The organism is Enterobacter cloacae complex sp. 2022EL-00788, assembly GCF_026627565.1.
Lineage (GTDB): Bacteria > Pseudomonadota > Gammaproteobacteria > Enterobacterales > Enterobacteriaceae > Enterobacter > Enterobacter pasteurii.
The window spans coordinates 1-24802 of sequence record NZ_JAPNMC010000011.1 but is presented as its reverse complement, the minus strand read 5'-3'; the positions used below and the strand labels follow the sequence as shown (position 1 = coordinate 24802).

At 52.6% G+C, this 24802-nt stretch carries 27 protein-coding genes and 1 pseudogene; all 28 read left to right on the top strand.

Annotated elements, in window-relative coordinates:
- Nucleotides 1-38: 38 nt before the first annotated feature.
- Complete coding sequence (locus tag OWK27_RS17230) at nucleotides 39-233, top strand: hypothetical protein (protein ID WP_047352380.1); 195 nt, start codon at nucleotides 39-41, stop codon at nucleotides 231-233.
- 964 nt (nucleotides 234-1197) lie between these two features.
- Entirely contained in the window at nucleotides 1198-1500 is a 303-nt protein-coding gene (locus OWK27_RS17225; protein ID WP_048338962.1) for a hypothetical protein, read from the top strand.
- The gene (locus OWK27_RS17220) at nucleotides 1500-2036 is read left to right on the top strand and encodes a lysozyme (protein WP_267590902.1); all 537 of its coding nucleotides are present in this window, start codon (nucleotides 1500-1502) and stop codon (nucleotides 2034-2036) included. Before OWK27_RS17225 ends, OWK27_RS17220 begins: the two co-directional genes overlap by 1 nt.
- A complete protein-coding gene (locus tag OWK27_RS17215; RefSeq protein WP_267590848.1) occupies nucleotides 2033-2548 on the top strand; it encodes a hypothetical protein in 516 nt (171 codons plus the stop codon). Before OWK27_RS17220 ends, OWK27_RS17215 begins: the two co-directional genes overlap by 4 nt.
- Nucleotides 2549-2626: 78 nt before the next feature.
- Complete coding sequence (locus OWK27_RS17210; protein WP_267590847.1) at nucleotides 2627-2845, top strand: hypothetical protein; 219 nt, start codon at nucleotides 2627-2629, stop codon at nucleotides 2843-2845.
- A gap of 653 nt (nucleotides 2846-3498) precedes the next feature.
- The gene (locus OWK27_RS17205) at nucleotides 3499-4497 is read left to right on the top strand and encodes a terminase small subunit (RefSeq protein ID WP_267590846.1); all 999 of its coding nucleotides are present in this window, start codon (nucleotides 3499-3501) and stop codon (nucleotides 4495-4497) included.
- The gene (locus tag OWK27_RS17200; RefSeq protein WP_267590845.1) at nucleotides 4475-5782 is read left to right on the top strand and encodes a terminase large subunit domain-containing protein; all 1308 of its coding nucleotides are present in this window, start codon (nucleotides 4475-4477) and stop codon (nucleotides 5780-5782) included. Before OWK27_RS17205 ends, OWK27_RS17200 begins: the two co-directional genes overlap by 23 nt.
- Nucleotide 5783: 1 nt before the next feature.
- Nucleotides 5784-7172, top strand: a complete 1389-nt coding sequence (locus OWK27_RS17195; RefSeq protein WP_267590844.1) for a DUF4055 domain-containing protein — start codon at nucleotides 5784-5786, stop codon at nucleotides 7170-7172.
- Nucleotide 7173: 1 nt separating this feature from the next.
- Nucleotides 7174-8271, top strand: a complete 1098-nt coding sequence (locus tag OWK27_RS17190) for a phage minor head protein (protein WP_267590843.1) — start codon at nucleotides 7174-7176, stop codon at nucleotides 8269-8271.
- Between the two features lie 80 nt (nucleotides 8272-8351).
- The gene (locus OWK27_RS17185; RefSeq protein WP_267590842.1) at nucleotides 8352-9122 is read left to right on the top strand and encodes a hypothetical protein; all 771 of its coding nucleotides are present in this window, start codon (nucleotides 8352-8354) and stop codon (nucleotides 9120-9122) included.
- 12 nt (nucleotides 9123-9134) lie between these two features.
- Entirely contained in the window at nucleotides 9135-10085 is a 951-nt protein-coding gene (locus OWK27_RS17180) for a major capsid protein (protein ID WP_248076063.1), read from the top strand.
- The gene (locus tag OWK27_RS17175; protein ID WP_324291174.1) at nucleotides 10067-10366 is read left to right on the top strand and encodes an Ig-like domain-containing protein; all 300 of its coding nucleotides are present in this window, start codon (nucleotides 10067-10069) and stop codon (nucleotides 10364-10366) included. Before OWK27_RS17180 ends, OWK27_RS17175 begins: the two co-directional genes overlap by 19 nt.
- Nucleotides 10367-10402: 36 nt before the next feature.
- Nucleotides 10403-10885: a DnaT-like ssDNA-binding protein gene (locus OWK27_RS17170; RefSeq protein WP_267590841.1), complete on the top strand. Its 483-nt coding sequence runs from the start codon at nucleotides 10403-10405 to the stop codon at nucleotides 10883-10885.
- Nucleotide 10886: 1 nt separating this feature from the next.
- Nucleotides 10887-11237 (top strand): hypothetical protein, encoded by a 351-nt coding sequence (locus OWK27_RS17165; protein ID WP_267590840.1) that lies wholly within the window; start codon nucleotides 10887-10889, stop codon nucleotides 11235-11237.
- Nucleotide 11238: 1 nt separating this feature from the next.
- A complete protein-coding gene (locus tag OWK27_RS17160) occupies nucleotides 11239-11823 on the top strand; it encodes a hypothetical protein (protein ID WP_267590839.1) in 585 nt (194 codons plus the stop codon).
- Nucleotides 11820-12230 carry a DUF4128 domain-containing protein gene (locus OWK27_RS17155; RefSeq protein WP_194500513.1) on the top strand — a complete coding sequence of 137 codons (411 nt, stop codon included), beginning with the start codon at nucleotides 11820-11822 and terminating at the stop codon, nucleotides 12228-12230. The genes OWK27_RS17160 and OWK27_RS17155 overlap by 4 nt, the downstream gene beginning before the upstream one ends.
- A gap of 68 nt (nucleotides 12231-12298) precedes the next feature.
- The gene (locus tag OWK27_RS17150; protein ID WP_020690994.1) at nucleotides 12299-12970 is read left to right on the top strand and encodes a phage tail protein; all 672 of its coding nucleotides are present in this window, start codon (nucleotides 12299-12301) and stop codon (nucleotides 12968-12970) included.
- A 64-nt stretch (nucleotides 12971-13034) separates the two neighbouring features.
- Nucleotides 13035-13346, top strand: a complete 312-nt coding sequence (locus OWK27_RS17145; protein WP_020690995.1) for a phage tail assembly chaperone — start codon at nucleotides 13035-13037, stop codon at nucleotides 13344-13346.
- Entirely contained in the window at nucleotides 13346-13657 is a 312-nt protein-coding gene (locus tag OWK27_RS17140) for a DUF1799 domain-containing protein (protein ID WP_239504210.1), read from the top strand. The genes OWK27_RS17145 and OWK27_RS17140 overlap by 1 nt, the downstream gene beginning before the upstream one ends.
- Nucleotides 13654-16566, top strand: a complete 2913-nt coding sequence (locus OWK27_RS17135; RefSeq protein ID WP_267590838.1) for a phage tail tape measure protein — start codon at nucleotides 13654-13656, stop codon at nucleotides 16564-16566. Before OWK27_RS17140 ends, OWK27_RS17135 begins: the two co-directional genes overlap by 4 nt.
- 76 nt (nucleotides 16567-16642) lie before the next feature.
- Nucleotides 16643-16996, top strand: coding sequence for a hypothetical protein (locus OWK27_RS17130; protein ID WP_020690998.1), 354 nt, complete (start codon nucleotides 16643-16645; stop codon nucleotides 16994-16996).
- Between the two features lie 55 nt (nucleotides 16997-17051).
- Nucleotides 17052-17399: a phage tail protein gene (locus OWK27_RS17125; protein ID WP_219284603.1), complete on the top strand. Its 348-nt coding sequence runs from the start codon at nucleotides 17052-17054 to the stop codon at nucleotides 17397-17399.
- Complete coding sequence (locus OWK27_RS17120) at nucleotides 17396-18151, top strand: phage minor tail protein L (protein ID WP_230135946.1); 756 nt, start codon at nucleotides 17396-17398, stop codon at nucleotides 18149-18151. The genes OWK27_RS17125 and OWK27_RS17120 overlap by 4 nt, the downstream gene beginning before the upstream one ends.
- Nucleotide 18152: 1 nt before the next feature.
- Nucleotides 18153-18863 carry a C40 family peptidase gene (locus OWK27_RS17115; protein ID WP_029882041.1) on the top strand — a complete coding sequence of 237 codons (711 nt, stop codon included), beginning with the start codon at nucleotides 18153-18155 and terminating at the stop codon, nucleotides 18861-18863.
- Between the two features lie 32 nt (nucleotides 18864-18895).
- The gene (locus OWK27_RS17110) at nucleotides 18896-19525 is read left to right on the top strand and encodes a tail assembly protein (protein ID WP_267590837.1); all 630 of its coding nucleotides are present in this window, start codon (nucleotides 18896-18898) and stop codon (nucleotides 19523-19525) included.
- A 51-nt stretch (nucleotides 19526-19576) separates the two neighbouring features.
- On the top strand, nucleotides 19577-23161 hold the full coding sequence (locus OWK27_RS17105) for a host specificity protein J (protein WP_267590836.1): 3585 nt from the start codon (nucleotides 19577-19579) through the stop codon (nucleotides 23159-23161).
- 4 nt (nucleotides 23162-23165) lie between these two features.
- The gene (locus tag OWK27_RS17100; protein ID WP_267590835.1) at nucleotides 23166-24137 is read left to right on the top strand and encodes a DUF6453 family protein; all 972 of its coding nucleotides are present in this window, start codon (nucleotides 23166-23168) and stop codon (nucleotides 24135-24137) included.
- A gap of 63 nt (nucleotides 24138-24200) precedes the next feature.
- A pseudogene (locus OWK27_RS17095) lies at nucleotides 24201-24802 on the top strand (phage tail protein); the annotation flags it as partial.

Genomic DNA, 24802 nt, shown 5'->3' with positions numbered 1-24802 from the left:
GCCTCTTATAATCTCTATATCAAAGAGGAGGGGGAATGATGACAGAAGGCTTTTACTGGATTCAACACAACGGCAGACTGCAGGTTGCTTACTACAGCAATGGCGTTACTGAAGACCTTGAGACAGGACTTACTTTTAATGGTATTTGGCATCTGACACAGGGTGACGACATCTGCGACAACGGAGAAGCTGAGGTTCTCGCGGGCCCCCTTGCTCCACCAATAAGCCACTAAAATATATTCCACTGAATTTATTGCACTTTATACCTTTAGAGCTACTCTTCTAATTATCCGGTGGAATGGATATGGAAGTACTATGTCCTCAGTGCTTTTGCTAACAGCGTGCATGCTGTTAACGTCTGGTTGCCTGCTCGCTGAGTGGGCTTTTTTTTGTCCAGAAATAACCGATTGACCTACAGAATGATTAGCGCGTAAATTATTTTTGTGGTGAATCCTTTCTAAGCGAAAGGGCGTTCCAGTCAACTGCTATCTGCAGGTATGCACGCGTCTTTGCTGACTGGGGTAAAGACACCGGGAGGCACCCGGCACCATGACAACAACAATACAGTTTCAAATTCCTTGAGAGCCTGCCGCAAAATGCAGGCTTTTTTTTATGTATTTGCTAACTGCTGCTACGCTTTAAGTTGTGAAAGTTACTGAATGCTAGGTGGTTCTCCTGAACCAAACGTGAATCAGCCGATACAGTTTCACTACTGAGCATAGGTACTACTCGCACCTACCTTACCAATAGTCAACTCATTAGCCCGCCTTCAAAAGCGGGCTTTTTTTATTCACTCAAATCTTCTGAATGGGGTGGGCATAATTAGAGGTGGATGAATGTCTCAATGCGTTTCTGGCACTAATGTCTTGACTAGTGGCATTGGTAGCCAGATGTAAGCACTAAAAAGTGCGGAGAACGACATCAATCCTCTCCGCATTAATAAAGCCAGTGCATGCCCGCTTGTATGTCTTATATCCCTAAGAAGATTTTCTTTAACTTAACCCAAATGATAACAATAAATAACTATTTGAATAGTTAATTATTTTAATGGGTTAAATAGCTCTCTTAAGGATTATTTAATTTATTGCACTCCTCATGAGAAGGGCGCTCAAGCAGGTTTAGATCATCATAAGGTTGCCGTTTGGCACCCTTTTTTATTTCTAGCAACAGCACCCGCACACAGCGAGGTGAGAGACCATGAAAATGAATGATTCAGGGAACATCTTCACGCAGTTCTTCGCGTGGGTAGCAGCTCTGGCTTCAGCCATTGGATTTACCACTCAGGATCTGGTGTTCATGTTCTTTGGCGCTGCCGGTTTGCTTATCTCGCTTGCCTCCTACATCAACGGGCGTGTAGATGCACACCGCAGGCGTAAAGAGGACGAGAAGCGAACAAAAATGGTCAATGACTACCTGAAAGGCGTTGGTGACAAACCTCTTCACGAACGTCCTGCAGCTGCAAGCGTGGTCGTAGAGGCATTACAAAAGGAAGGTGAGTGATGGGAACCAGAGCAAAATTGAGTGCTACTGTTCTGGGGTTGGTACTCGCTGGTGCGCCGGCATCCGTCATTCTCGATCAGTTTCTGAATGAGAAAGAGGGTAACAGCCTCACGGCGTACAAAGATGGTGGTGGTATCTGGACGATTTGCCGTGGTGCCACAATGGTTGATGGTAAACCGGTTGTGCCGGGCATGAAGCTGACTCAGGCGAAATGCGACCAGGTAAACGCCATCGAACGCAATAAGGCTCTGGCGTGGGTTAACCGCAATATTACGGTGCCGCTAACCGAACCGCAGAAAGCCGGGATCGCTTCTTTCTGCCCGTACAACATCGGGCCGGGTAAGTGTTTCCCGTCCACGTTCTATAAGCGCATTAATGCCGGTGATCGTAAAGGTGCATGCGAAGCAATCCGCTGGTGGATTAAAGACGGCGGCCGTGATTGCCGACTAACCAAAGGCCAGAAGAATGGCTGCTATGGGCAAGTCGAGCGGCGCGATCAGGAAAGTGCGTTGACGTGCTGGGGGCTGGACCAATGAAAATTAATTCTGGTCTTATTGGCGTTGTCATCATAGCTGGTCTGTCTATAGCGCTCGCAAAGAGTTGCTCAGACGTCAGCAGCATTCAGAGTGATAACGACGTTCTGCGAAGTGACAACTCCTTGCAGGCGAAGGTGATCGCCACACAGTCATTCAACTTCAATCGGTTCAATCAGGTTGCAGAACATGCCAACAGGCTTAACTCCCTGATCGACACCAGCACCGAAGAAACCGTAATCGAATACCGGGAGATTCTCCGTCGTGAAAAAACCTGTGATCTGCCTGTTCCTGCTGACATTGCTGGTGGGCTGCTCGAATACGCGTACCGTTTACGTGCCAGCGCCATGCACACCGATACCAACAGACCTGACGCAGCCGATGATCGTTCCGCTTCCGCCAGCTCAATGACGTACTGCCAGGCGGTTTTGTGGATAAAGCCGCTGCTGGCCGTCATTGAGAAGGGCAACAACAACTTCGCGGGAATCCGTGAAATCGAGAAAACCAGAAAGTGAAAAATTCACTTGAAAATTATCAGCATGCCCCAAGTTAATGTAATGCCACAAATTGTGTGGTTTACAGGAGTGCATATAATGCTAGATGGATACTTCAATCACGATGGTGACAGCGGAGAAGCTTTTATTAACAAGCGTAAACGACTGTTGGCTGTGCAAGCAGCTTTAGAAATCGCAAAACATAGTGTCGGAAACCATCATCAATCTACGGTTTCCAGAGTCAACGAGGATTTATTGAAGACTGCTGCTGGGATTGAGGGATTAGCAGATGCTATTCAGGCAGCTTTAGAAAAATAAGTCACACGACAAAACCGCCAATTTGGCGGTTTTTTTACATTCACTTTATATGCAACCAGCCTTTCCCGGCAACCAAACTTCGTCACCCTCCCCAGAGAATAGGCATTACAGCAGGCATTCACTGAGTGCCTGTGATAATGTTCTTGCATTCAAGAGGATGTTTAGACGGGGCGACAATGAAGCGCTATATAGTTTTTGCATACGATTCATATGAGAGAGCTGCTGGATGGCGAGACGTTTATCGCTCAGCAACTGATCTTAGAGAGGCAGAAATTTTCGCTTCTGAGGCCAGAGATTCAGCTAATTGTGACCAGGTAGAAATTTACGACATTCACAATGACGCGCTAGTGGTCGAGTGGATTAAAGGTGTCGACAGAAAATGGCGTGAAGTTAGCGCAGAATAGCCCGGGATGGCGCGGGCGTTTTGTTATCCCTACTGGCGGATAAGTTGAAAGATATCCCGTGAAGTTGATAAGCATTAATCAGGTGCGCGAGATGTCGGGTAATACCGATACGGACGAAGCGTGACGCTGCTATAAGCTGGAGGATGGTGCAGACGACCAATATCTTCTGGCTCAATGGTTCGAATCCATTCCTGATTACCACACCCAAGCCACTGGCGTCCGCTGGTGGCTTTTTTATTGGAGTAAACGATGGCAAAACCGGACTGGGGCGAGCTTCAGCAACGGTTCCTGTCCGAACATGCCGCAACCGGCGTATCACCGAAGGAATGGTGTGAAGCGCAGGGACTGAATTACGCTACTGCCCGCCGATACATCAAGAAACCCTCTGCGCAAATTGCGCAAAAATCTGCGCAGCAAAAATTGCGCACTGCGCAGAAAGATAAAAGCGCAGATGAGCTGGTGGATGATGATGGGTTAACGGCACAGCAAAGACGCTTTGTCGCAGAATACCTGAAGGATGGCAATGCCAAACAGGCAGCTATCCGGGCTGGCTACAGTAAAAAATCAGCTGAACAAATCGGCTATCAACTCCTTCAGAAAACTTCAGTTGCGCAGGCTATTGCGCAGCAGCAAAAAGCGTCCATTGCGCGCACGCTTGGCGGTGCCGATGAAGTCCTCGCGCAGATGTGGCAGCTTGCCACCTTCGATGCAAACCAGCTATCGCAGTATCGCCGCGGCGCGTGTCGTTATTGCTGGGGCTTCGGTCACCAGTACCAATGGCGCGATATGGTGGAGTTCGAAGAGAAAAGACTCGAAGCGCTTGAGCGGAAAAATCGCGAGCCCGTCGATGTTGGTGGTTACGGCTACGACCACACCCGAGAGCCTAACCCAGCCTGCCCACGCTGCAATGGCGATGGTATAGGTCAGCCATTTTTTGCTGATACTCGTAAGTTACCCGCAACGGCAGCACTCGCTTATTCCGGCGTCAAGCTGGGCAAAAATGGGGTTGAGATTACAGCCATCAGCCGTGAGCGCATGTTTGAAGCTGTTATGAAGCGCCTTGGCCTGGCTGATAGCGAATTCGCGCAGCGGCTGCAGCAAATCGAAATCGAACGCCGACAGCTGGAAGTGGAAAAAATCCGCAAAGAGCTGGCTGGTGATGGTGATGATGACGAACCGACCCCAGTGCAAATCAATATCAACATAGTGGACGCGAGGGCGGAAGATGGGGATCAGCCCGACACTTAACATTCCTCAGGCGCGCTTCCTCGCAATGCAGCACAAGTTTAAAGCCTACGTTGCTGGGTTCGGTTCGGGTAAGACGTGGGTGGGTTGCGGCGGCATTTGTAAGGGAATGTGGGAACACCCAAAAATTAACCAGGGGTATTTCGCGCCAACGTACCCGCAGATTCGTGACATCTTCTACCCGACAATTGAAGAGGTAGCCTTCGATTGGGGGCTAACCGTCAAAATCAACGAGGGGAATAAAGAGGTTCACTTCTACGAGGGGCGACGGTACCGCGGGACAACCATCTGCCGCTCAATGGAGAAGCCCGGCTCAATAGTCGGTTTCAAAATTGGTAATGCGATGGTGGATGAACTGGATGTCATGGCGGCGGCCAAAGCACAGCAGGCATGGCGAAAAATAATTGCTCGTATGCGCTATAAGGTTGATGGACTGCGTAACGGCATCGATGTCACGACTACGCCGGAGGGCTTCAAGTTCGTCTACCAGCAGTTCGTGAAGGCGGTGCGTGAAAAAACAGAGCTTGCCGCATTGTATGGACTGATTCAGGCCAGCACGTTCGACAACGCGAAGAACCTGCCGCCTGACTACATTCCATCGCTTCTGAGCTCATACCCTGACGAACTGATTCAGGCCTATCTGCGAGGGAAGTTCACCAACCTCAACAGCGGGACCATTTACCATACGTTCAACCGTAAGCTGAATAACTGTTCTGACGAGATTCAGGATGGGGATCCGCTGTTTATCGGTATGGACTTCAACGTGGGGAAAATGGCCGCGATTGTTCACGTAAAGCGTAACGGCTTGCCGCGTGCGGTTCGTGAACTCGTGAAGGTCTACGACACGCCGGCAATGATTAAGCGCATTCAGGAGGAATTCTGGCGCTACGAGGATGGCCGCTATGTGAAAAACCGGGAGATTTATATTTACCCGGATGCCTCAGGCGATTCCCGTAAATCCCAGAACGCCAGTAAGACCGATATCGCCCAGCTCAACGAAGCCGGATTCAGCGTCATTGTTGATGATGCCAACCCGCCGGTTAAGGACCGTATCAACTCGATGAACGCCATGTTCTGTAACGCCAACGGCGAACGCCGCTATCTGGTCAACGTCCAGAACTGCCCGGTTTACACCGAAAGCCTCGAACAGCAAATCTGGGCGGCCAATGGCGAACCGGACAAATCAGCTGATAACGATCACCCCAATGATGCTGGTGGGTACTTCATCGTGAAGGATTACCCGATCGTGAAACCGGCATACTCAATCACCATGGGCACCACTTTCTGATATGGCAAACGACGACATCACCTGGGTTCGACCAGAACACCGGGCGGCTTCTGCTGCCTGGCGGAAATACAGGGACTTTTGCAAAGGGGCCGAGGCCGTAAAAGCGGCAGGTAATAAGTATCTGCCGTATCTCGACCCAACCGATAAATCATTACGCAATAAAAAGCGTAATGAGGACTATCTGAGCCGCGCTGTGTTCTACGCCATTGCCGGCAATACGAAGATCGGCATGCTTGGGATGGCATATCGCAAGGACCCCACGTTTAACGGTCCTGAAAAGCTGAAATACCTGTTGGACAATGCTGACGGGGCCGGTACCAGCATCTACCAGCAGTCGCAACTGGTGACCGAGAACGTCCTGGAGGTGGCACGAGAGGGACTTTATGTTGACTACGCAGAAGCATCCGATGAGGCGATCATCCTCCGCTATCCGGCAGAGAACATTATCAACTGGCGAACAAAGCGAATTAACGGACGCGATCAGCTGGTGCTTGTGGTCCTGCGCGAATGCGTAGAAGAGCCAGATGGTTACGCGTACAAGGATGAAATCCAGTACCGCGAGCTGGCGCTGGAAGAAGGGCGGTTCATATGCCGTGTATGGCGTCGGGCTGGTGGCACCGCAAGCGGAACCTACACCGTTGACAGTGAGTACCACCCTAAGCCGAAAGGAAAGGACTACTGGGACGAAATACCGTTCACCTTTGTCGGTGCTCAGAACAACGATCCCACTATCGATGATTCCCCGCTGGCTGCGCTGGTGGAGATAAACCACGGACATTACCGAAACAGCGCTGACTATGAGGACAGCGTGTGGTTCTGTGGACAGGTGCAGCCGTATATGACTGGACTTGATACCGGCTGGCGCGATCACCTCGAGAAGAAGGGCGTGAAAATTGGTTCCCGATCACCGCTTTTGCTTCCCAAGGAGGGCTCATTTGGTTATGCCCAGGCACAGCCGAACATGCTGGCTAAAGAGGCCATGGACAGCAAACGCGATTACATGGTGCAGCTGGGCGCCCGATTGATTGAGCAGAACGCCACGGCGAAGACTGCTACCCAGGCGAGCGGTGAGCAAACATCCTCAACATCCGTGCTCGGTATCTGCGTTTCAAACGTTTCTGAGGCCTACACGCTGGCGCTTGCCTGGTGTGCGAAATATCTCGGCATCAAGGGCGAATCGACGAGCTACACGATCAACCAGGAATTCATTGCGAAGGTTGCCGAGTCGGGCATGGTGACGGCAATCGTCAATGCCTGGCAGTCCGGTGCGCTGCGCGACAGCGATATGATTCGCGCACTGCAGAAGCTTGACCTTATCGACCCGGCAGACAGCCCGGACGAAGTGATTGATGCACTTCGCAACCAAGCCCCCACATTGACCGGTGGCTGATATGGCAACAGTAAACGAAAGCTTGCGCGATGAATCAATCGCACATTCCATCTGGTTAAGCCGCTACGCCACCGGCGTGGCAAACCGGATGGTGAAGTTGCTTAACGAGACGGATGCTGACCTGTCGGCACGTCTACTGGATGCGCTGGACAGATTGCCTCCTGAGAGCTTCACCGTTAGCCGTCTGCAGAGTTTACTGGGCAGCGTACGCGAACTTAATCATCAGGCCGTAGCTACCATGCAGGCAGGGCTCGAGGGTGAGCTGGTGGCGCTGGCAAAGAACGAAGCCAGTTATCAGCTGAGCCTGTTCGATTCCCTTCTGCCATCACAGGTTCTGTCTCACTATCCGCTGCAGGGCATCACCGCCGATATGGTGTATGCCGCAGCGATGGCGCAACCCTTTCAGGGGCGGCTGCTGAGTGAGTGGGCGGATAATCTGGAATCGGACAGGCTGGCGCGGATCGTGAACGCCGTCCGCAGGGGGTATCTTGCCGGCGACACGGTAGAAACAATCGCGCGCAATGTTCGCGGCCACGCCAATAAAGATTATCGCGACGGCGCGCTGCAGATGAGCAGGGCAAACGCCGCCAGCATCGCTAAAACGGCCGTTAATCATCTGGCCGCCACCGCGCGTAACAGCTTTACCAGCGCCAACAGCGATATCGTGAAAGGCAAACAGTGGCTGTCTACGCTGGACAATAAAACAAGCCATGACTGCATTATTCGTGACCTGCTGCGCTACACCCTGGATAACAAACCGGTCGGGCATAAGGTGCCTTATCTGCAGGGACCAGGGAAAATTCATTTCTGCTGCCGTTCTACTGAAACCCTAATTCTCAAGTCCTGGCGCGAACTCGGCATTGAGATCGACGAGATGGACGAGGGCACTCGTGCCAGCATGGATGGACAGGTACCGGGGAAAACCTCGTATCTGGAATGGCTCGCGCGTCAGTCAGCTCAAAGGCAGGATCAGGTTCTGGGTGCCGAGCGTGGCCGTCTTTTCCGCACGGGTGAAATCGACCTGGCTGATATGTTCACAGACAAAGGCGAATGGATCAGCCTGGAACGTCTGAAGCAGCTCTCAGGCACTGACATCTAACAACCATTTCATACTTCACGCCCTGGCATCCGCTGGGGCTTTTTTATGGGCGAGGCCCGGCAAAATCCCAAGGGGAAATTATGTTAATTCGAAACATGCTCTTGAAATTTTACGCACCAGAAAGTGGTGGAGAGGGCAGCGGTGGCGGTGGTATCGAAATCACGCCAGAAATCCAGAAGCTTATTGATGAGCGCGTGACCAGCGAAGTTACAGGCCTGAAATCGAAAAACTCTGAGCTGCTGGGCACCATCAAGCAGCAAAAAGAAACCCTGTCACGCTTCGATGGTATCGATCCTGATGCTGTACGTGGGATCCTCCAGCGTTTTTCCGACGACGAAGAGGCAAAGCTGATTGCCGCCGGGAAAATTGATGAGGTGCTCGATAAGCGCACCGAGCGTCTGCGTGCTGACGTTGATAAGCAGATTAAAGCCGCAAATGAACGCGCCGACAAAGCCGAAGCGTTCTCCAACAAATTCCGGGACCGGGTTCTGGGCGATGCAATCCGTGCAGCAGCCTTAAAAGCTGGCGCGCTGCCGGAAGCATCCGACGATCTGATTCTGCGTGCCAAAGGCACATTCCAGCTCAACGACGAAGGCGAGGCCGTAGCAGTTGATGCAAATGGCGATGTCCTGTTCGGTAAAGACGGCAAAACTCCACTAAGCCCGCTTGAGTGGGCGGAGTCTCTTAAGGAGACGGCTCCGCATCTGTTCCCACGTGCAGAAGGTACCGGCGCGGGCGTACACAAACCAAACGGCGGTGGCAGCCTGAAACGTTCCGAAATGAGCGCCAGCGACAAAGCGGACTACATCCGCAAGCATGGCCAGCAGGCCTTCCTCAAACTTCCGAAATAAGGCGTTTCCCGAATGACGACTGTTAATACCGACCTGATTATTTATGACGACCTGGCTCAGACCGCTTTCCTTGAGCGCCGACAGGATAACCTGGCAATCTTTAATGCCTCTTCCAACGGGGCGATTCTGCTGGATAACGAGCTTATTGAAGGTGATTTCCGCAAACGTGCCTTCTACAAGGTGGGCGGCTCGATCGAATCGCGTGATGTTAACTCCACCGAAAAAGTGACGGGTAAGAAGATTGGCGCAGGTGAAGCCGTCTCCGTCAAAGCGCCGTGGAAATACGGTCCATACGAAACGACTGAAGAAGCATTCAAACGCCGTGGCCGCTCGGTTGACGAGTTCTCCGAAGTAATCGGCACTGATGTGGCTGACGCGACGCTGGAAGGCTACGTGAAATATGGTCTGAAAGCGCTGACTGCGGCGATTGGCGCTAACGCCGACATGGTCGTAACCGCCGACATTGAGACTGACGGTAAAAAGACTCTGACGCGCGGCCTGCGCAAATACGGCGATAAGTTCAACCGTGTGGTGCTCTTCGTTATGCACTCCGCCACTTACTTCGACATCGTGGATGAGGCGATTGCCAACAAAATCTACGAAGAAGCAGGCGTTGTGGTTTACGGCGGGCAGCCGGGCACGCTGGGTAAACCTGTACTGGTTACCGACACTATGGATGCTGATGCGATCCTTGGGCTGGTGGCCGGAGCGGTTACCGTCACCGAGTCTCAGGCGCCGGGCTTCCGTTCCTACGACATCAACGACCAGGAAAACCTGGCTATCGGATACCGCGCTGAAGGCGTGGTGAATGTCGACCTGCTGGGTTACAGCTGGGATACCTCCAAAGGCGATAACCCAGACCTGACCAAAATCGGAACTGCAGGTAATTGGAAGAAGCACTTCACCAGCAACAAATCTACGGCTGGCGTGCTGATTAAGCTGGAATCCGCAGTGGGGGAGTAACGCTGTCAGCGGATAAAACCTCCGCAACCGCTGACAGCACCGATGCGGTCACCATTTCCCTGAAGTACACGCTAAACGGCGCAGGTGTTTCCGGTAAAACTGTTGCATGGAGTTCAACGGGCGGCACGCTCAGCACGGCCAGTTCTCAAACAGGCTCTGCTGGTGGTGCAACGGTGAAACTCACATCAGACGTTGCTGGCACCTTCACGGTAACCGGCACGGTTGAAGGTGTGGCGAAAACCACTGATTTGATCACCTTTACTGCGCCTGCCGGAGAATAACGAATGGGGCGAAAGCCCCATAAACAGGATTATTCGATGATCAATACCGATATCACCTCTTCTGATGCCAACAGCTACGCCAGTGAAGAGGATCTTGCCTCGTTTGCGGCAATACGCGGCATTGAACTACCTGACAAGCTCACTCCTTTGTTGATTAAGGCGATGGATTACCTGGAGGGGCTGGACTGGGTTGGCTCAAAAGCAGACCCTCGACAGCCGCTGGCCTGGCCACGGGCGAATATCATTCTGGATGGTCATGATTTCCCACCCGACCAAGTGCCGCGGCAGGTTACCTCCGCACAATGCATGCTGGCTATCGAGGCGATTGAGGGCGATCTGCTTTCAAGCGTTCGTGAGGCCGCGGTTAAAACCGAACGTGTCGAAGGCGCCGTAACCATGACCTATGCGGTTGCCGATGGTGAAGTCTTCACCCCTTCCTATCCTACCGTTATGGCGCTGCTGGGCGACCTCGCTGGTGGTCGTGGTTACGCCATCAATGCATTTGCAGAGAGGGCCTGATATGGCGATTGATTACCAACGTATGCAGGCCAGAACGACGCGCATGCTCAGGCAGAACGGCGTGGCGTACAACGTCACCCGTAAAGGTTCGATAACGGTTATTGGTGGCGTTGAGCATAAAACTGAAGCGGTACGTTTTACTGCTGTGGGCGTGAAGACTGAATACGCGCCAGGCGAAATTGATGGAACGGTCATCGTTAACGGCGATGTGCAGATCGTTTTTACGGCAGAGCAGGAAATTAAAATCGGCGATGTGGTTGATATTGACGGCACAGCCTACCGTGTTGTCAAACCGAACCCGGCAAAACCTGCTGCACTGGTGCTTTGCTACAAAGTGCAACTGAGGGCATAACATGGGCGAGAATGCGGCTTTCCTGGCTGAAATCACGGCTTTCGTTAACAAGGCGAAAACGAATCAGGAAGCAGTGGTGCGCGCCGTCGGAATCAAAATCCTTAACCAGCTGGTGGTGATGTCTCCAGTGGGCAACCCGGAGTTGTGGGAAGTTAACCAGACAGCCGTTTCCTATAATCGCGCTGTTCTCGACCACAACGAGGCGCAGCGCGCCAATCCCGACAAACTGACCAAAACCGGGCGACTGAAGAAAAAAGCCCGGGTGGTGGATGGGATGGATATCAAAGCACCGCCAGGGTATACGGGCGGACGCTTTCGCGGTAACTGGCAGGTGTCCTTTGATGCGCCAACGACTGACGAGACAGGCCGGGTTGATAAGACAGGTGATCTGACAAAAGCGGCCGGGAACTACACGCTGTCGCTCTTCAAAGTCGGGATGAAGGCCATTTATTTCTGCAACAACGTGCCCTATGCCTACCCGCTTGAAATGGGGCATTCCACACAGGCTCCGGGCGGCATGGTCCGCATAACTGCAGCTGAGTTTCAACGCTTCTTTGAGGAAGCTGTCAGGGAGGTGACTAAGTGATTCCAGATATTGCATCTGCACTGGCCGCCAGACTGGGTGCCTGGGCCGATGCCGAGGGCATTTCGGTTGCATGGGAGAACGTGCCGTTCACACCTCCTGCTAACGAGATGTACCTGGCCGTTCACGATATGCCCGTTACGCCGCGAACAATCGATCTCGGATTACGCTGCCGGACTTATTCAGGCGTGTACCAGATTAATGTCGTAGCGCCAGCCGGCTCCGGCCGTACCTCCGTCGTTGCCCTGGCGGGCAGAGTAGCGGAATTGTTCCCCGAGGGGCTGGAAATTGCAGGCAAAGACTTTACCTGCTGGATTAGCAGCGCGCCTGGCATATTCCGCGGCGTCCCTACACCTGTGTCCTACACCGTTCCTGTCAGCCTGAATTATCGGGCAGACATTACCAGCTGATTCCCCTCTGATGTCCCACAACTGACCGGCCTTGAGCCGGTTTTCCCGTTTCTGAAGGAGAAATCATTATGGGCTTTGCACTGCCTAACGGCGCTCATGTTTATCTGGCGTCGGGCTACGGCCCGGCCATTACTTTCACCGGCGCGACGAATGCTGAGCACGCGGTGATCACCGTCAGCGCCGCAGACGATATCGCGGTCGGCGATATCGTTCACGTGAACTGCAACTGGTCGGGTATTGATAACGTTATCGCGAAAATCGACGCGATTGCGGAGAATGCTGTCACTCTTCGCAACATCAATACCACCAACAAAAACAAATACGCGGCGGGCGGTGGTTCCGGCTCCATTCGCAAAATTGAAGAATGGACCGAACTGCCACAAATCACTGAGGTATCGAAATCAGGTGGTGATCAGAACACCACGCAGATTCAGTTCCTCAGCGATGATCGCCAGCGCAACCTGAACACCTATAAATCCGCAGTCTCTCAGACCTACTCGATCGCTCACGACTCAACTCTCCCGGTATATCCGTTGCTGCGCCAACTGGACGAAGACGAAGAGACTGTGGCGGCGTACATGTACGTGCCGAAGGCGAAAGAAAACCGTTACTGGGCGGCCACGGCATCTTTTGACGACACGCCGACTACTGCGGTTAACGAGGTAGAGACAGTGAGTGTGGTGCTGAACCTGCAGTCACCGGCGATGACGTTCTATAAGTTGACCGACGCTGCCGCCTGACCCGTCAGAACTTTCACTATCTTTGCCTCCCTTTGCGGAGGCATTTTTTTCGTAAGAGGTATCAATGGCGACCAAATTCACTCTTCAGCCCAAACCTACTTTTAAGGCCAATGTCTCGATTCCCCGTGCCGGGGATGAGGATGGCGTGCTGACGTTCACGTTTAATCACAAGCCGCTTAAAGAACTAGCTGACCTGGAAAGACTCGAAGGCAAAACCGCCACTGATTTTCTAATGGAAATCATTTCTGGTTGGGCACTTCCCGATGCGTTCAACGCGGAGAATCTGTCGGTACTGCTTGAAAACTATCCGGCGGCAATGAAGGCCATTCCGGAAACCTACTACCGCGAGCTGATGGGGCAGCGCGAAAAAAACTAATAGCGGTTGCCTCTGCATTCTATACGCCTGAACCCACAGCGGCAGACCTGGCGCCCTATGGTCTTTCGCCGGATGACTACGACGATCAATACATCGACGTATGGCCAGATGTATGGCCTTCATTCCTGGTGTTTCAGGCTGTCAGCACGCAGTGGCGCACGGGTATGGGAGGGGCATCAGGGCTTGATTACAACGTGCTGCCCTGGGTAATGCGCCTGCACCACGTCGAGGACGAGGCAACCGCGCTTTCGGACATCCGAATCATGGAGAGCGCCGCACTAAAAGTTATGCATAAAGAGAGGGCGGAATGAGTAACGATATCGCCACGATTTCTCTGCGCGTAAATACCAGTGAGCTGGAGCGTGGTAACCAGGCACTGGATCGCTTTCAGGAGACCGCGTCCGCCGCGGCAGGTAAAGCGGATGACCTGAACAGCACGTTCCGCACCGGTATCGATAACCAGAAGAAAAACAGCGAAAGCCTGAAGCAGCAGCGTCAGGAACTGCAGAACCTGCTGAATAAAATCAGCCCGGTAAACAAGGCGCTGGATGAACTGGACACTATCCAGGAGAGCCTGGCGAAATTTCGCGGTAAAGGGCTGGTGGGAGACGAGGATTTTACTCGTTACAACAGCGTGCTTGAGACTACTCGTGCAAAACTGGCACAGGTAATGGAGTCTGAAACCGCAGAGGGGCGGGCTCGCATTGAGCAGGCTCAGGCAGCGCAGCGTGCAGCTGCAGCGGGTAAAACCTTTATCGATTCGCTGGAGGAGCAGGTTACAGCAATCGGAAAAACACGCGCAGAACTGTTAGAGCTAAAAGCTGTCCAGCTCGGCGTATCCGATCGTGCTGCACCAATGATCGCAAAGCTGAAAGAGCAGGAGGAAGCGTGGAAGTCTGGGGCTATCAGCGCGGGACAATACCGCAATGCTATGCGTTATCTCCCGATGCAAATTACCGACATTGTGACCTCACTGGCTTCCGGTATGCCGGTTTATATGGTTGCTATTCAGCAGGGCGGTCAGCTCCGTGACTCGTTTGGCGGTGTAGGCAATGCGCTGAAAGCGATGTTGTCGATGGTGACCCCTGCCCGAGTGGCCATTGGTGGCCTGGCCGGTGCTGTGCTGATTGCGGCCAAAGCGGGCTCGGACTACTTCACCGCCTACGACGAAATCAACAAGGCCATTATCAGGACTGGCAATATTGCCGGCACGTCAGCGCTCCAGATCATGGCTTCCTCCCAGTCTATTGCTGCCTCTACTGGCGCTACTGTAGGAACCGTTCAGAGTTTGATGACTGAGTTGGTTGGCATGGGATCGCTGACACAGCAGCAACTTGAAAAAGCAGCGGGCTCCACGGCGCTGGCGGTTCAGACCGGTATAGTCTCGGCGCAGGACATCACCAAAGCCTATAAGGACATCGAAAAAGACCCTGTTAAAGCGCTGCAGAGTCTCAACGAACAATATAATTTCCTGACCGTTTCACAACTTAAGCATGTTGACGATCTGATAAAGCAAAAGGACCAGACCGCGGCCGTTACGCAGGCTATGGACCTGTTTGGCGATACGATGGCAAAACGTGGGGAGCAGGCTTACGACTCGCTGACACCGTTTGGTCGCCTGTGGCTGGATATCAAGGGCTGGGCGTCTGAGGCCATGCAGAGTATCGGTCAGTGGGTAGCTGAGCTGGCATCAAACACACTGAAGGAATTCAACGCAATTTATTACAGCGTTGCGATCGTTTTCCAGAAGCTGAACCAGATCATTTCATCCTCTATCGCTGCCGCGATTAACCTCGTTCCTGACTGGGCGAAAACAGATACTTTGCAGGGATGGCAGGACTACAACGAACAAATGGCCGGCGCATATGGTGACAGCGTCTCTCAGCTGAAAAAAGACTGGGATGCGGCTGATATCAGTGCAGGTAAATACCTCGATACGACCAGAAAGATAAGTACCGCAACCACCCAGAAGGATCGGGAAGGAGTCGCTGCTTTTGGCAAAAAGACCAAAACCGGAAAGCAGGGCACTTTATCGGCTGGCGATCGCAGCACGGATGCTGCCCAGGCCGAATTACTGGCGCTTCAGGCACAGTTACGCGCGCTGCAGCAGCATAAAGGGCTGAACGACACTATCAGCCAGCAGCGCAAAGAACTGTGGACGACTGAAGCGAAATTTCAGGTGCTGGAGGAGGCCTCGCGTTCACGTTCACTGACAAAGCAGGAGAAATCCCTGCTGGCGAGTAAAGACCAGGTGCTTCAGTTGGCACGGCAGAAAGCCCTGTTAGGTGATCAGATTACCGCTCAGGAACAGCTGAACAAGCGAATGGATACCTCGCAGAAATACGTTACGCAGATGGCAGAGAAGCAGGCTGCATTAGTGAACGGTGCCGGGATGAGTGACCGTCAGGCACAACGTGAACTGGCAAAGAGTCAGCTTGCCGCTGGCTGGAACAATGCTGGCGGTTCGCTTGACGACGAGGGTTATCAGAAGCAGCTTAAAGCGGCGAATGATTACTATGAGGCAGAGGACAGGTTACGTGGAGACTGGCTGACTGGCGCGAAAAAGGGCTGGGCTGAATTTGAAGACAGCGCGACCGATGTTTACTCGCAGGTTCAGACGATTACCAGCAATACGTTCACCGGGATGGCCAGCACGCTCACTGACTTTTTTACTACTGGTAAATCTAACTTCTCTGATTTCCTGTCTACTTTCCTGAAGGGTATCGCCCAGATGCTGACGCAACTGGCTCTGGTCAATGGAATGAAGTCAGCCTTTGGTGGAACGGGTATCGGTGCGTTCTTTGGTTTCTCTGATGGCGGTCTGGTGCCGCGATTCGATAGCGGTGGCTACACCGGTGATGGTGGTAAGTACCAACCGAAAGGCGTGGTTCACGGCGGTGAGTTTGTGTTTACGAAGGAAGCGACCAGTGCACTGGGTGTCCGTAATCTTTATGCGCTTATGCGAGGTGCTCAGGGGTATGCAAACGGCGGCTATGTTGGCCATGCCCCGATGTATGGGCTGCAATCTTCGGCAACTGGCGGTGTAACCGTTCAAACGTCCGTGGTCGTTCATAACCAGAACACTCAGCAGCAGGCATCTGGTAACAACGATGCTATTACTCGGGCTTATAAGCAGACCATTGATCAGTCTGTTCGTGCTGGGATTGCCAAACAACTTCAGCCAGGCGGCCTCATCTGGAATGCAACAAAATCAAGATAAGACACTTTGGTGTTTTTTTTGAACATATTATTCATCGTGTTAAGATGTTTCCGATTGCAATTAAAGGAAACTTAAAATGAAGAAGGTAGTGGCTTTAGCTCTTGGGGCATTAATGTTGTCTGGCTGTACTGTTCGTGTTGCTGATATGACCGTTGGTAGTACCAAAAATTACAATCTGAACGCAGCTAAGTTTGAAAAAGGTCAACGTGTGACTGGTGAAGACAAAGCTCCAATTGTTATTTTCCCGCTGGGCATTCCAAGCGTTAAAACTGCAATGGATCGAGCTATTGAAAAAGATAAGTGTTCCGTAGGCCTAAGCGATGTTGTTATTTATCAATTAAACCACGCATTTCTGTTCGGCACATATGGTTACCGTGTTGAAGGCACGCAGATTATCGACAAGTCTCAGCTTGGTTGTGAAACCCGTTAATCTTCTTCTCTACTATCACAAGCCACCTTCGGGTGGCTTTTTTTATGGAGCAAACATGGCCTTGGAAACATTCACCTGGCGAACACAGATACAGGCGGGAATGGAAGGATCGTTCAGCCTTAAAACGCGCTCTGCAACCTTTGGAGACGGCTATGAGCAGATCGCCGGGGAGGGCATTAATCCTGAAAAGCAGTCTTGGCCTGTAACACTCACGGGGAAAAAAGCGGACATGCTTCAGGCCCTGAAGTTCTTTCGTTCTCACGTCACCAAATCATTCATCTGGACATCTCCAGTTGGCGAAACAGGGCTGTATCGTATCGAGGCCGAATCAATCAAGTCACAGCCCTTATCCAGCAAAGTCATAACCATTTCCGCAACATTCAAACAGGCGTACGCACCATGATCACAGCAGACTATCAAAGCCTTGAGCCCGGAAACAAAGTCCGGCTTATAGAAGTTGATGGCTCTACTTTCGGCGTGGATGATGTACTGCGATTTCACGCGTACAACCTCCCGCACACGGAAGAAGAAATCGCCGCCGCTGGTGGTGATGAATCAAAGCTGCAGGCGAAAAGCATCTGGTGGCAGGGGGAAGAATATGCCGCCTGGCCGTATCAAATTGAAGGGCTTGAAGCCTCCACAGACGGCAACAGTGCCCAGCCAACGCTCACGGTCGCTGATATCGATAGCAAGATTACAGCGCTGTGCCTTGCCTATGACGATATGCTACAGGCGAAAGTCACTATCCATGACACTTATTCGCATTATCTCGATGCGAAGAACTTCCCAGAAGGTAACGCAACAGCTGATCCGCAACAGGTCAGAAAACGAGTTTTTTACATTGATAGCAAAAGCAGCGAAATTCCGGGCGAAAGTATCGAATTCGTACTCGATAGCCCAATGTCGTTACAGGGAAAGATGATCCCTACACGTCAACTTCATTCTCTGTGTACCTGGTGTATCCGGAATAAATATCGCACCGGCGACGGCTGCGACTATGCCGGTACCCGCTATTTCGACAAAAACAACAACCCGGTGAGTGATCCGTCGCTGGATGAATGCAACGGCACGCTAACGGCCTGCAAACTTCGATTCGGCGAAAATAACGAACTCTCGTTCGGTGGTTTTCCGGGCACGTCTTTGATCAGGAGCTGATATGCGTCAGAAAACCATCGATGCGATTATGGCCCATGCTGCAGCCGAGTATCCTCGTGAGTGTTGCGGCGTGGTGGCGCAAAAAAGCCGTGTTGAACGTTATTTCCCGTGCCGGAATCTTGCCGCGGCGCCGGAGGACAATTTTGTCCTTTGCCCCGAAGACTATGCAGCTGCTGAGGACTGGGGGAAGGTCATAGCTATCGCTCACAGTCACCCTGATGCCTCGACGCAACCGAGCGAACTGGATAAAGCGCAATGCGATGCAACCCTTTTACCCTGGCATATCGTGAGCTGGCCGGAGGGGGATTTACGGACCATCCAGCCGCGTGGAGAACTGCCGTTGCTCGAGCGTCCGTTTGTGCTTGGTCACTTTGACTGCTGGGGGCTGGTGATGAGCTATTACCGGCAAACGTACGGGATAGAGCTTCACGATTACCGGGTCGATTATCCCTGGTGGGAAAACGACTATCCGGACAACTTCTATCAGGATTGCTGGTATGAGTGCGGATTCCGTGAATTCGACGGGCCGCCAAAACCTGGCGATATGGTGATCATGCAGGTTCAGGCTGATAAGTGGAATCATGCGGGGATTCTGCTGGAAGGCAACATGCTACTGCATCACCTTTATGGGCATCTGAGCCAGCGCGTGCCGTATGGCGGCTACTGGCGTGAGCGCACAATGAAAATACTGCGCTTTAAAGACTGTTTCTGATAACTGCCTGTGACAGTTTTTATGGAGGAAAAATGGTTGCATTACTCAATGCTGAGCCGGTCCGCACAATTCGATTGTACGGCGTGCTAGGCGCCACCTTCGGGCGTGAATATCGTTTATCAGTAGCTTCACCAAAAGAGGCCATCCGCGCCCTGAGCGTTATCGTGCCGGGTTTTGAGCGTTTCCTGAATACCAGTAAGCAACGAGGTTTAACTTATGCGGTATTCAGCGGGAAACGAAACCTCTTAAACGATGAGCTTAATATGGACAGGAGCACAGAGGAAATCCGCATCGTGCCGGTGATCATCGGCAGTAAGCGAGCCGGGGTGTTTCAGACAATCCTCGGGGCTGCCCTTGTCGCTGTTGCTGCGTTCGTCACGGGAGGGGCCGCGATCGGGATTGGTGGTACCGCTTTCGCTGGTGGATGGGGTGCTGTGGCGGGGATTGGGGCATCAATGGCGATCGGCGGCGTAGTCCAGATGCTTTCTCCACAGACAACCGGGCTCGCCAGTAAGCAATCTGCGGATAACCAAGCCAGCTACGCCTTTGGTGGAGTAACAAACACGACAGCTCAGGGGAATCCGGTACCACTTCTTTATGGCCGCCGGCGAATCGGCGGCGCGATTATTTCTGCCGGGATTTATGTCGAAGACCAGCAATAAATAAAAACCTTCTTCAGGCCACCTTCGGGTGGCTTTTTTTATGGGCGCAATATGGCAACTGCAATCGCTATAAAGGGCCGCAAGGGCGGCAGCTCGAGTTCACGAACCCCTACCGAACAGCCTGACGATCTGCAATCTGTAGCAAAGGCAAAAATCCTTGTTGCACTGGGAGAGGGGGAATTTGCAGGGCAACTGACGGCGAAAGATATCTACCTGGACGGAACGGCTCTGGAGAATGCTGACGGCTCTCAAAACTTCAGCGGCGTTACGTGGGAATTTCGCGCGGGAACTCAGGCGCAAAAATATATTCAGGGCATACCCGGTACCGAAAACGAAATCAACGTGGGAACTGAGGTATCGAGCGCTACAGCGTGGACGCGCACGTTTACCAATACGCAGCTTTCAGCGGTTCGCCTGCGCCTGAAATGGCCTTCGCTTTTCAAGCAGGAGGACGACGGCGATCTGGTCGGTTACTCGGTTAATTATGCGATTGACCTGCAGACGGACGGTGGCGCATGGCAGACGGTACTCAATACAAGCGTAACCGGCAAAACGACGTCAGGTTACGAGCGCAGCCATCGTATTGATTTACCTCAGGCTGGCAGTACCTGGACAATCCGACTGCGTAAGATTACGTCTGATGCCAACAGCGCGAAGATCGGCGATACGATGATGCTGCAGAGCTTCACTGAGGTAATTGACGCCAAATTACGCTATCCAAACACAGCGCTGCTTTATATCGAATTCGATTCCAGCCAGTTTAACGGTTCTATCCCGCAGATCTCCTGCGAGCCCCGCGGCCGCGTTATCCGCGTTCCGGATACTTACGACCCCGAAACCCGCACGTATAGCGGTACGTGGGCTGGGACATTTAAATGGGCCTGGACCGATAACCCTGCATGGATTTTCTATGACCTGGTGGTTAGCGATCGTTTCGGACTTGGGGATCGTCTTACAACGGCCAACATTGATAAATGGACGCTCTACCAGGTTGCACAGTATTGCGATCAGATGGTACCGGACGGCAAAGGCGGAAGTGGTACCGAACCACGCTATACCTGCAACGTGTACATTCAGGAACGCAACGACGCTTATACTGTCCTGCGTGATTTTGCTGCAATCTTCCGTGGGATGACCTACTGGGGCGACGATCAGATTGTGGCGCTGGCGGACATGCCGAGAGATGTCGATTTTACATACACGCATGCGAACGTTATTGATGGGCGATTTACCTATTCCAGCAGCACCACAAAGAACCGTTACACGAATGCGCTGGTGTCCTGGTCTGATCCTGATAACGCTTATTCTGATGCGATGGAGCCTGTTTTTGAGCAGGCGCTGGTTGCGCGTTATGGGTTTAATCAACTTGAGATAACTGCGATCGGCTGTACCCGTCAGTCAGAAGCGAATCGGAAAGGGCGATGGGGGATCCTCACCAACAACAAAGATCGCGTTGTTACTTTCAATGTAGGGGAAGATGGCAACATTCCGCAGCCTGGCTATGTAATCGCTGTAGCGGACCGAAATCTCTCCGGGCGCGACCTGGGCGGCCGTATCTCTGCGGTGAATGGTCGCGTGCTGACGCTGGACAGGGCACCGGATGCTTCGGCAGCCGACAGGATGATTGTCAATCTTCCGTCGGGTGTTTCACAGTCACGCACCATTCAGTCGATTATGGGCAATAAAGTGACCGTTACGACCGCTTACAGCGAAACGCCTGTGGCTGAGGCCGTATGGGTCATTGAGTCTGATGAGCTCTACGCACAGCAGTATCGCGTTATTACGGTAACTGATAATAATGACGGCACGTTCACTATCGTCGGTGCAAATCACGATCCGGATAAATTCGATCGCATTGATAGCGGGGCCATCATTGACCAGCGGCCGGTGAGCGTGATCCCGCCAGGTAATCAGTCGTCGCCTGCGAACATTGTGATCAGCTCGTTTTCTGTGGTGCAGCAAAATATCAGCGTCGAAACGATGCGCGTGAGCTGGGACCAGGCGCAGAACGCTATCGCCTATGAAGCGCAATGGCGCCGCAACGATGGGAACTGGGTTAACGTGCCGCGCAGCTCCACCACGTCATTCGACGTACCGGGGATTTATGCCGGGCGCTACCTGGTGCGTGTGCGCGCAATTAATGCCGCAGAAATTTCATCCGGATGGGGCTATTCAGAAGAGAAAACGCTGACGGGTAAAGTGGGCAACCCACCGAAGCCGGTTGGCTTCATCGCTTCTGAAAACGTGGTATTCGGTATCGAGCTGAATTGGGGATTCCCGGCGAATACCGACGACACGCTGAAGACGGAAATTCAGTACAGCCTGACCGGTGCCGAAGACGATGCAATGCTGCTGGCCGATGTGCCTTACCCGCAGCGCAAATATCAGCAGATGGGTCTTAAGGCTGGGCAGATTTTCTGGTACCGCGCGCAGCTGGTGGACCGCAGCGGTAACGAATCAGGTTACACAGAATGGGTGCGCGGTCAGGCCAGTATCGATGTGTCCGACATCACCGATGTGATCTTGGAGGAGATTAGAGACTCGGATACCTTCAAGTACCTGATCGAGAACGCGGTGGACAGCAATGAAAAAATTGCTGGTATGGCTGACGACATCAAACAGGCCAACGACGAACTGGAGCAGCAGGCGAAGGATATCGCCAAAAATGCTCAGGACGTCGGGAAGGTTCAGACCAGCGTTAATGAGCTTTCGAGTACGGTCGGTGAAGTGTCGTCTTCCCTCTCAGAGCTTGAGCAGACCGTTGCGACGGCTGATACCGCGCTGGGCCAGCGAATCGACAGCATCAGTGTGTCTATGGACGGCATGACGGGCGGGGTCAAGAACTCAGCCATTGCCATTATCCAGAACGGGCTGGCGCAGGTTACTGCTCGCCGTTCTCAAACCGTAACGAACGCAGGGAACAGCGCCAGCATTGACCGCATAGATACCACCATTGCAGATACCAGCCAGGCCGTAGCCCGCGCGCTGGTTACGCTGGATGCGTCTGCAGGCGGGAATATCTCCAACTCCACCGATCTGACCGAAACACTTGCTGACTTCACTCAGGCATCGGCGACGAAAATTAACACCCTAACGGTTAAATCTGGAGAGAACAGTGCTGCCATTACAGTAAACGCGAAGGCCGTGGCTGACGTGAACAATAACCTCAGTGCGATGTACAACATCAAAGTAGCAGTTGACGCCAACGGGCGACAGTACGCTGCTGGGATGGGGATCGGAGTTGAGAACACGCCAGCTGGTATGCAATCCCAGGTGCTTTTCCTGGCTGACCGCTTCGCTGTTATGACTCAGGCCGGAGGCAACGTTACACTGCCGTTTGTTATTCAGAACGGGCAGACCATTATCCGAAATACTGTGATTGGTGAAGGGACTATCGACAACACCAAAATCGGCAGCTACATCCAGTCGACAACCTGGGACGGTACCGGGAACGTTGGCTGGCACATCAACAAATCAGGTTACGCGACGTTCAACAACGTGACCGTTCGCGGCTCGATTTACGCCACAAATGGTAATTTTTCTTTCAATGGCTCCGGGAACACAACGGTGATCAATGGCAACGGTATAACCGTTAACATTCCCGGTGGTGGCCGCATCGTACTTGGGAGCTGGTAGTGCTATGCCTTCAGGACTTCTGATTGATCTTAATGATGGCGGTAAGCCAATGGAAATCACAGCAGGATTGCGCTGCCCGTCTTATGGCGGCGCAATAACGGGCGGTGTGGGAAAGAGTACTACGGCCACCGTTTCGGGGTATGTTGCAGGTTCAACTGTGCTGTTCATACCTTCTGAAACAGTAATAAGTGATTACGGGATATTCATGCTGCAAAGTGTGTCCATATCCGGCGCAACGGTGACGCAGAAATGGAGTGGTGCATCCAGCCCTGGTCTTCCCAACCCGGCGCAAGTGGCCTTCTCCGGTACGATCTGGCAGATTCTTCCCGTCAGTCAGTCTTCAAATATCGGATTGCTCATTGCCAGTAGCACGGATTTTACGTCAATTACAACCGCATCAAACGTGGGTATGTGCATCTATAAGGCGAGGGTTACTGTCGGGACATCCGGATGGAATACGCCAGCGATTGCCGGGTTTGATCGCAGTAAATATCTCGTGTGCTGTAAATGGAACAGCCCGTATACGCTGGACTATAACGGCAGCCGGTTAATATTCCTGAATGATGGTTCTAACACCACTGACCAGCCTATGACCGGAACGGTGGATGTCGTTATTTTTGCAGGAGGGGTGGCTCCGGTACCGGCGAATCCTGATCTCAATATTTATAACGCGGCAGGGCAATGTACGTTCTCGACAGCTAAAAGGCCGTTTGTGTTTACGGGGAATAACTTAACTCCCTCAACAACAGCACAGACTGTTCCCGGCGGAGGCTACGTTCCGGTGGGGCGCTTTGGGCTGAGGATACCCAGTTACAGCTCGGGCCAGCGTATCAACCATTATCACTATGGGCTGGTTATGCAGAACGGAAGCCTGCGGGTCGGCAGAGGAGCTTATGTTGGCTGGGCCGATCGCCAGCTGGCGAACCAGGGTGTTACTCCTATCTCATTACCAGTAATACCTGACATGTACGTTTAATTCATCCAATTCGTTATTAAACAAACCTCGCTCCGGCGGGGTTTTTTATTGCCTGGAGAAAATATGCTTTATAACACTGGCACCATTGCCATTAACGGAAACACCGCAACCGGCACCGGCACGAACTGGACGGCACCCGCCAGTCAGGTTCGCGCTGGGCAGACGATTATTGTTATGTCCAACCCGGTGCAGATGTTTCAGATTTCATCCGTGAACAGCGCCACGTCAATGACGGTAACGCCTGCTGCATCACCGGCGTTCAGCGGCCAGAAGTACGGCATTCTGGTATCAGACAATATCTCGGTCGACGGGCTGGCACAGGCCATGTCTCAGCTCATCAAAGAGTATGACGAGAATATTGGCGCATGGGAGACGTTCGCTACTACCTCAGCAAACCAGAGCATCACGGTAACTATAAACGGCACCCCCGTGACTATCCCCGGCATCGGTAAGCTGGCACAGAAAGGGACCAACGGTGCTCTCCCGATTGACCAGGGCGGGACTGGTGCAACTAACGCTGCAGACGTTCGCACAAACCTCGGTTTGGGAAGTAGCGCTTTATTGGATGCTCAAAGTTCCTGGGGGGATTCCGGTCAAAAGAAAGTTCTAACTGTGGGGGCTTTTGGTCTGGGGCGTGAAATTACTGAATCAGTTCCACTTAATAC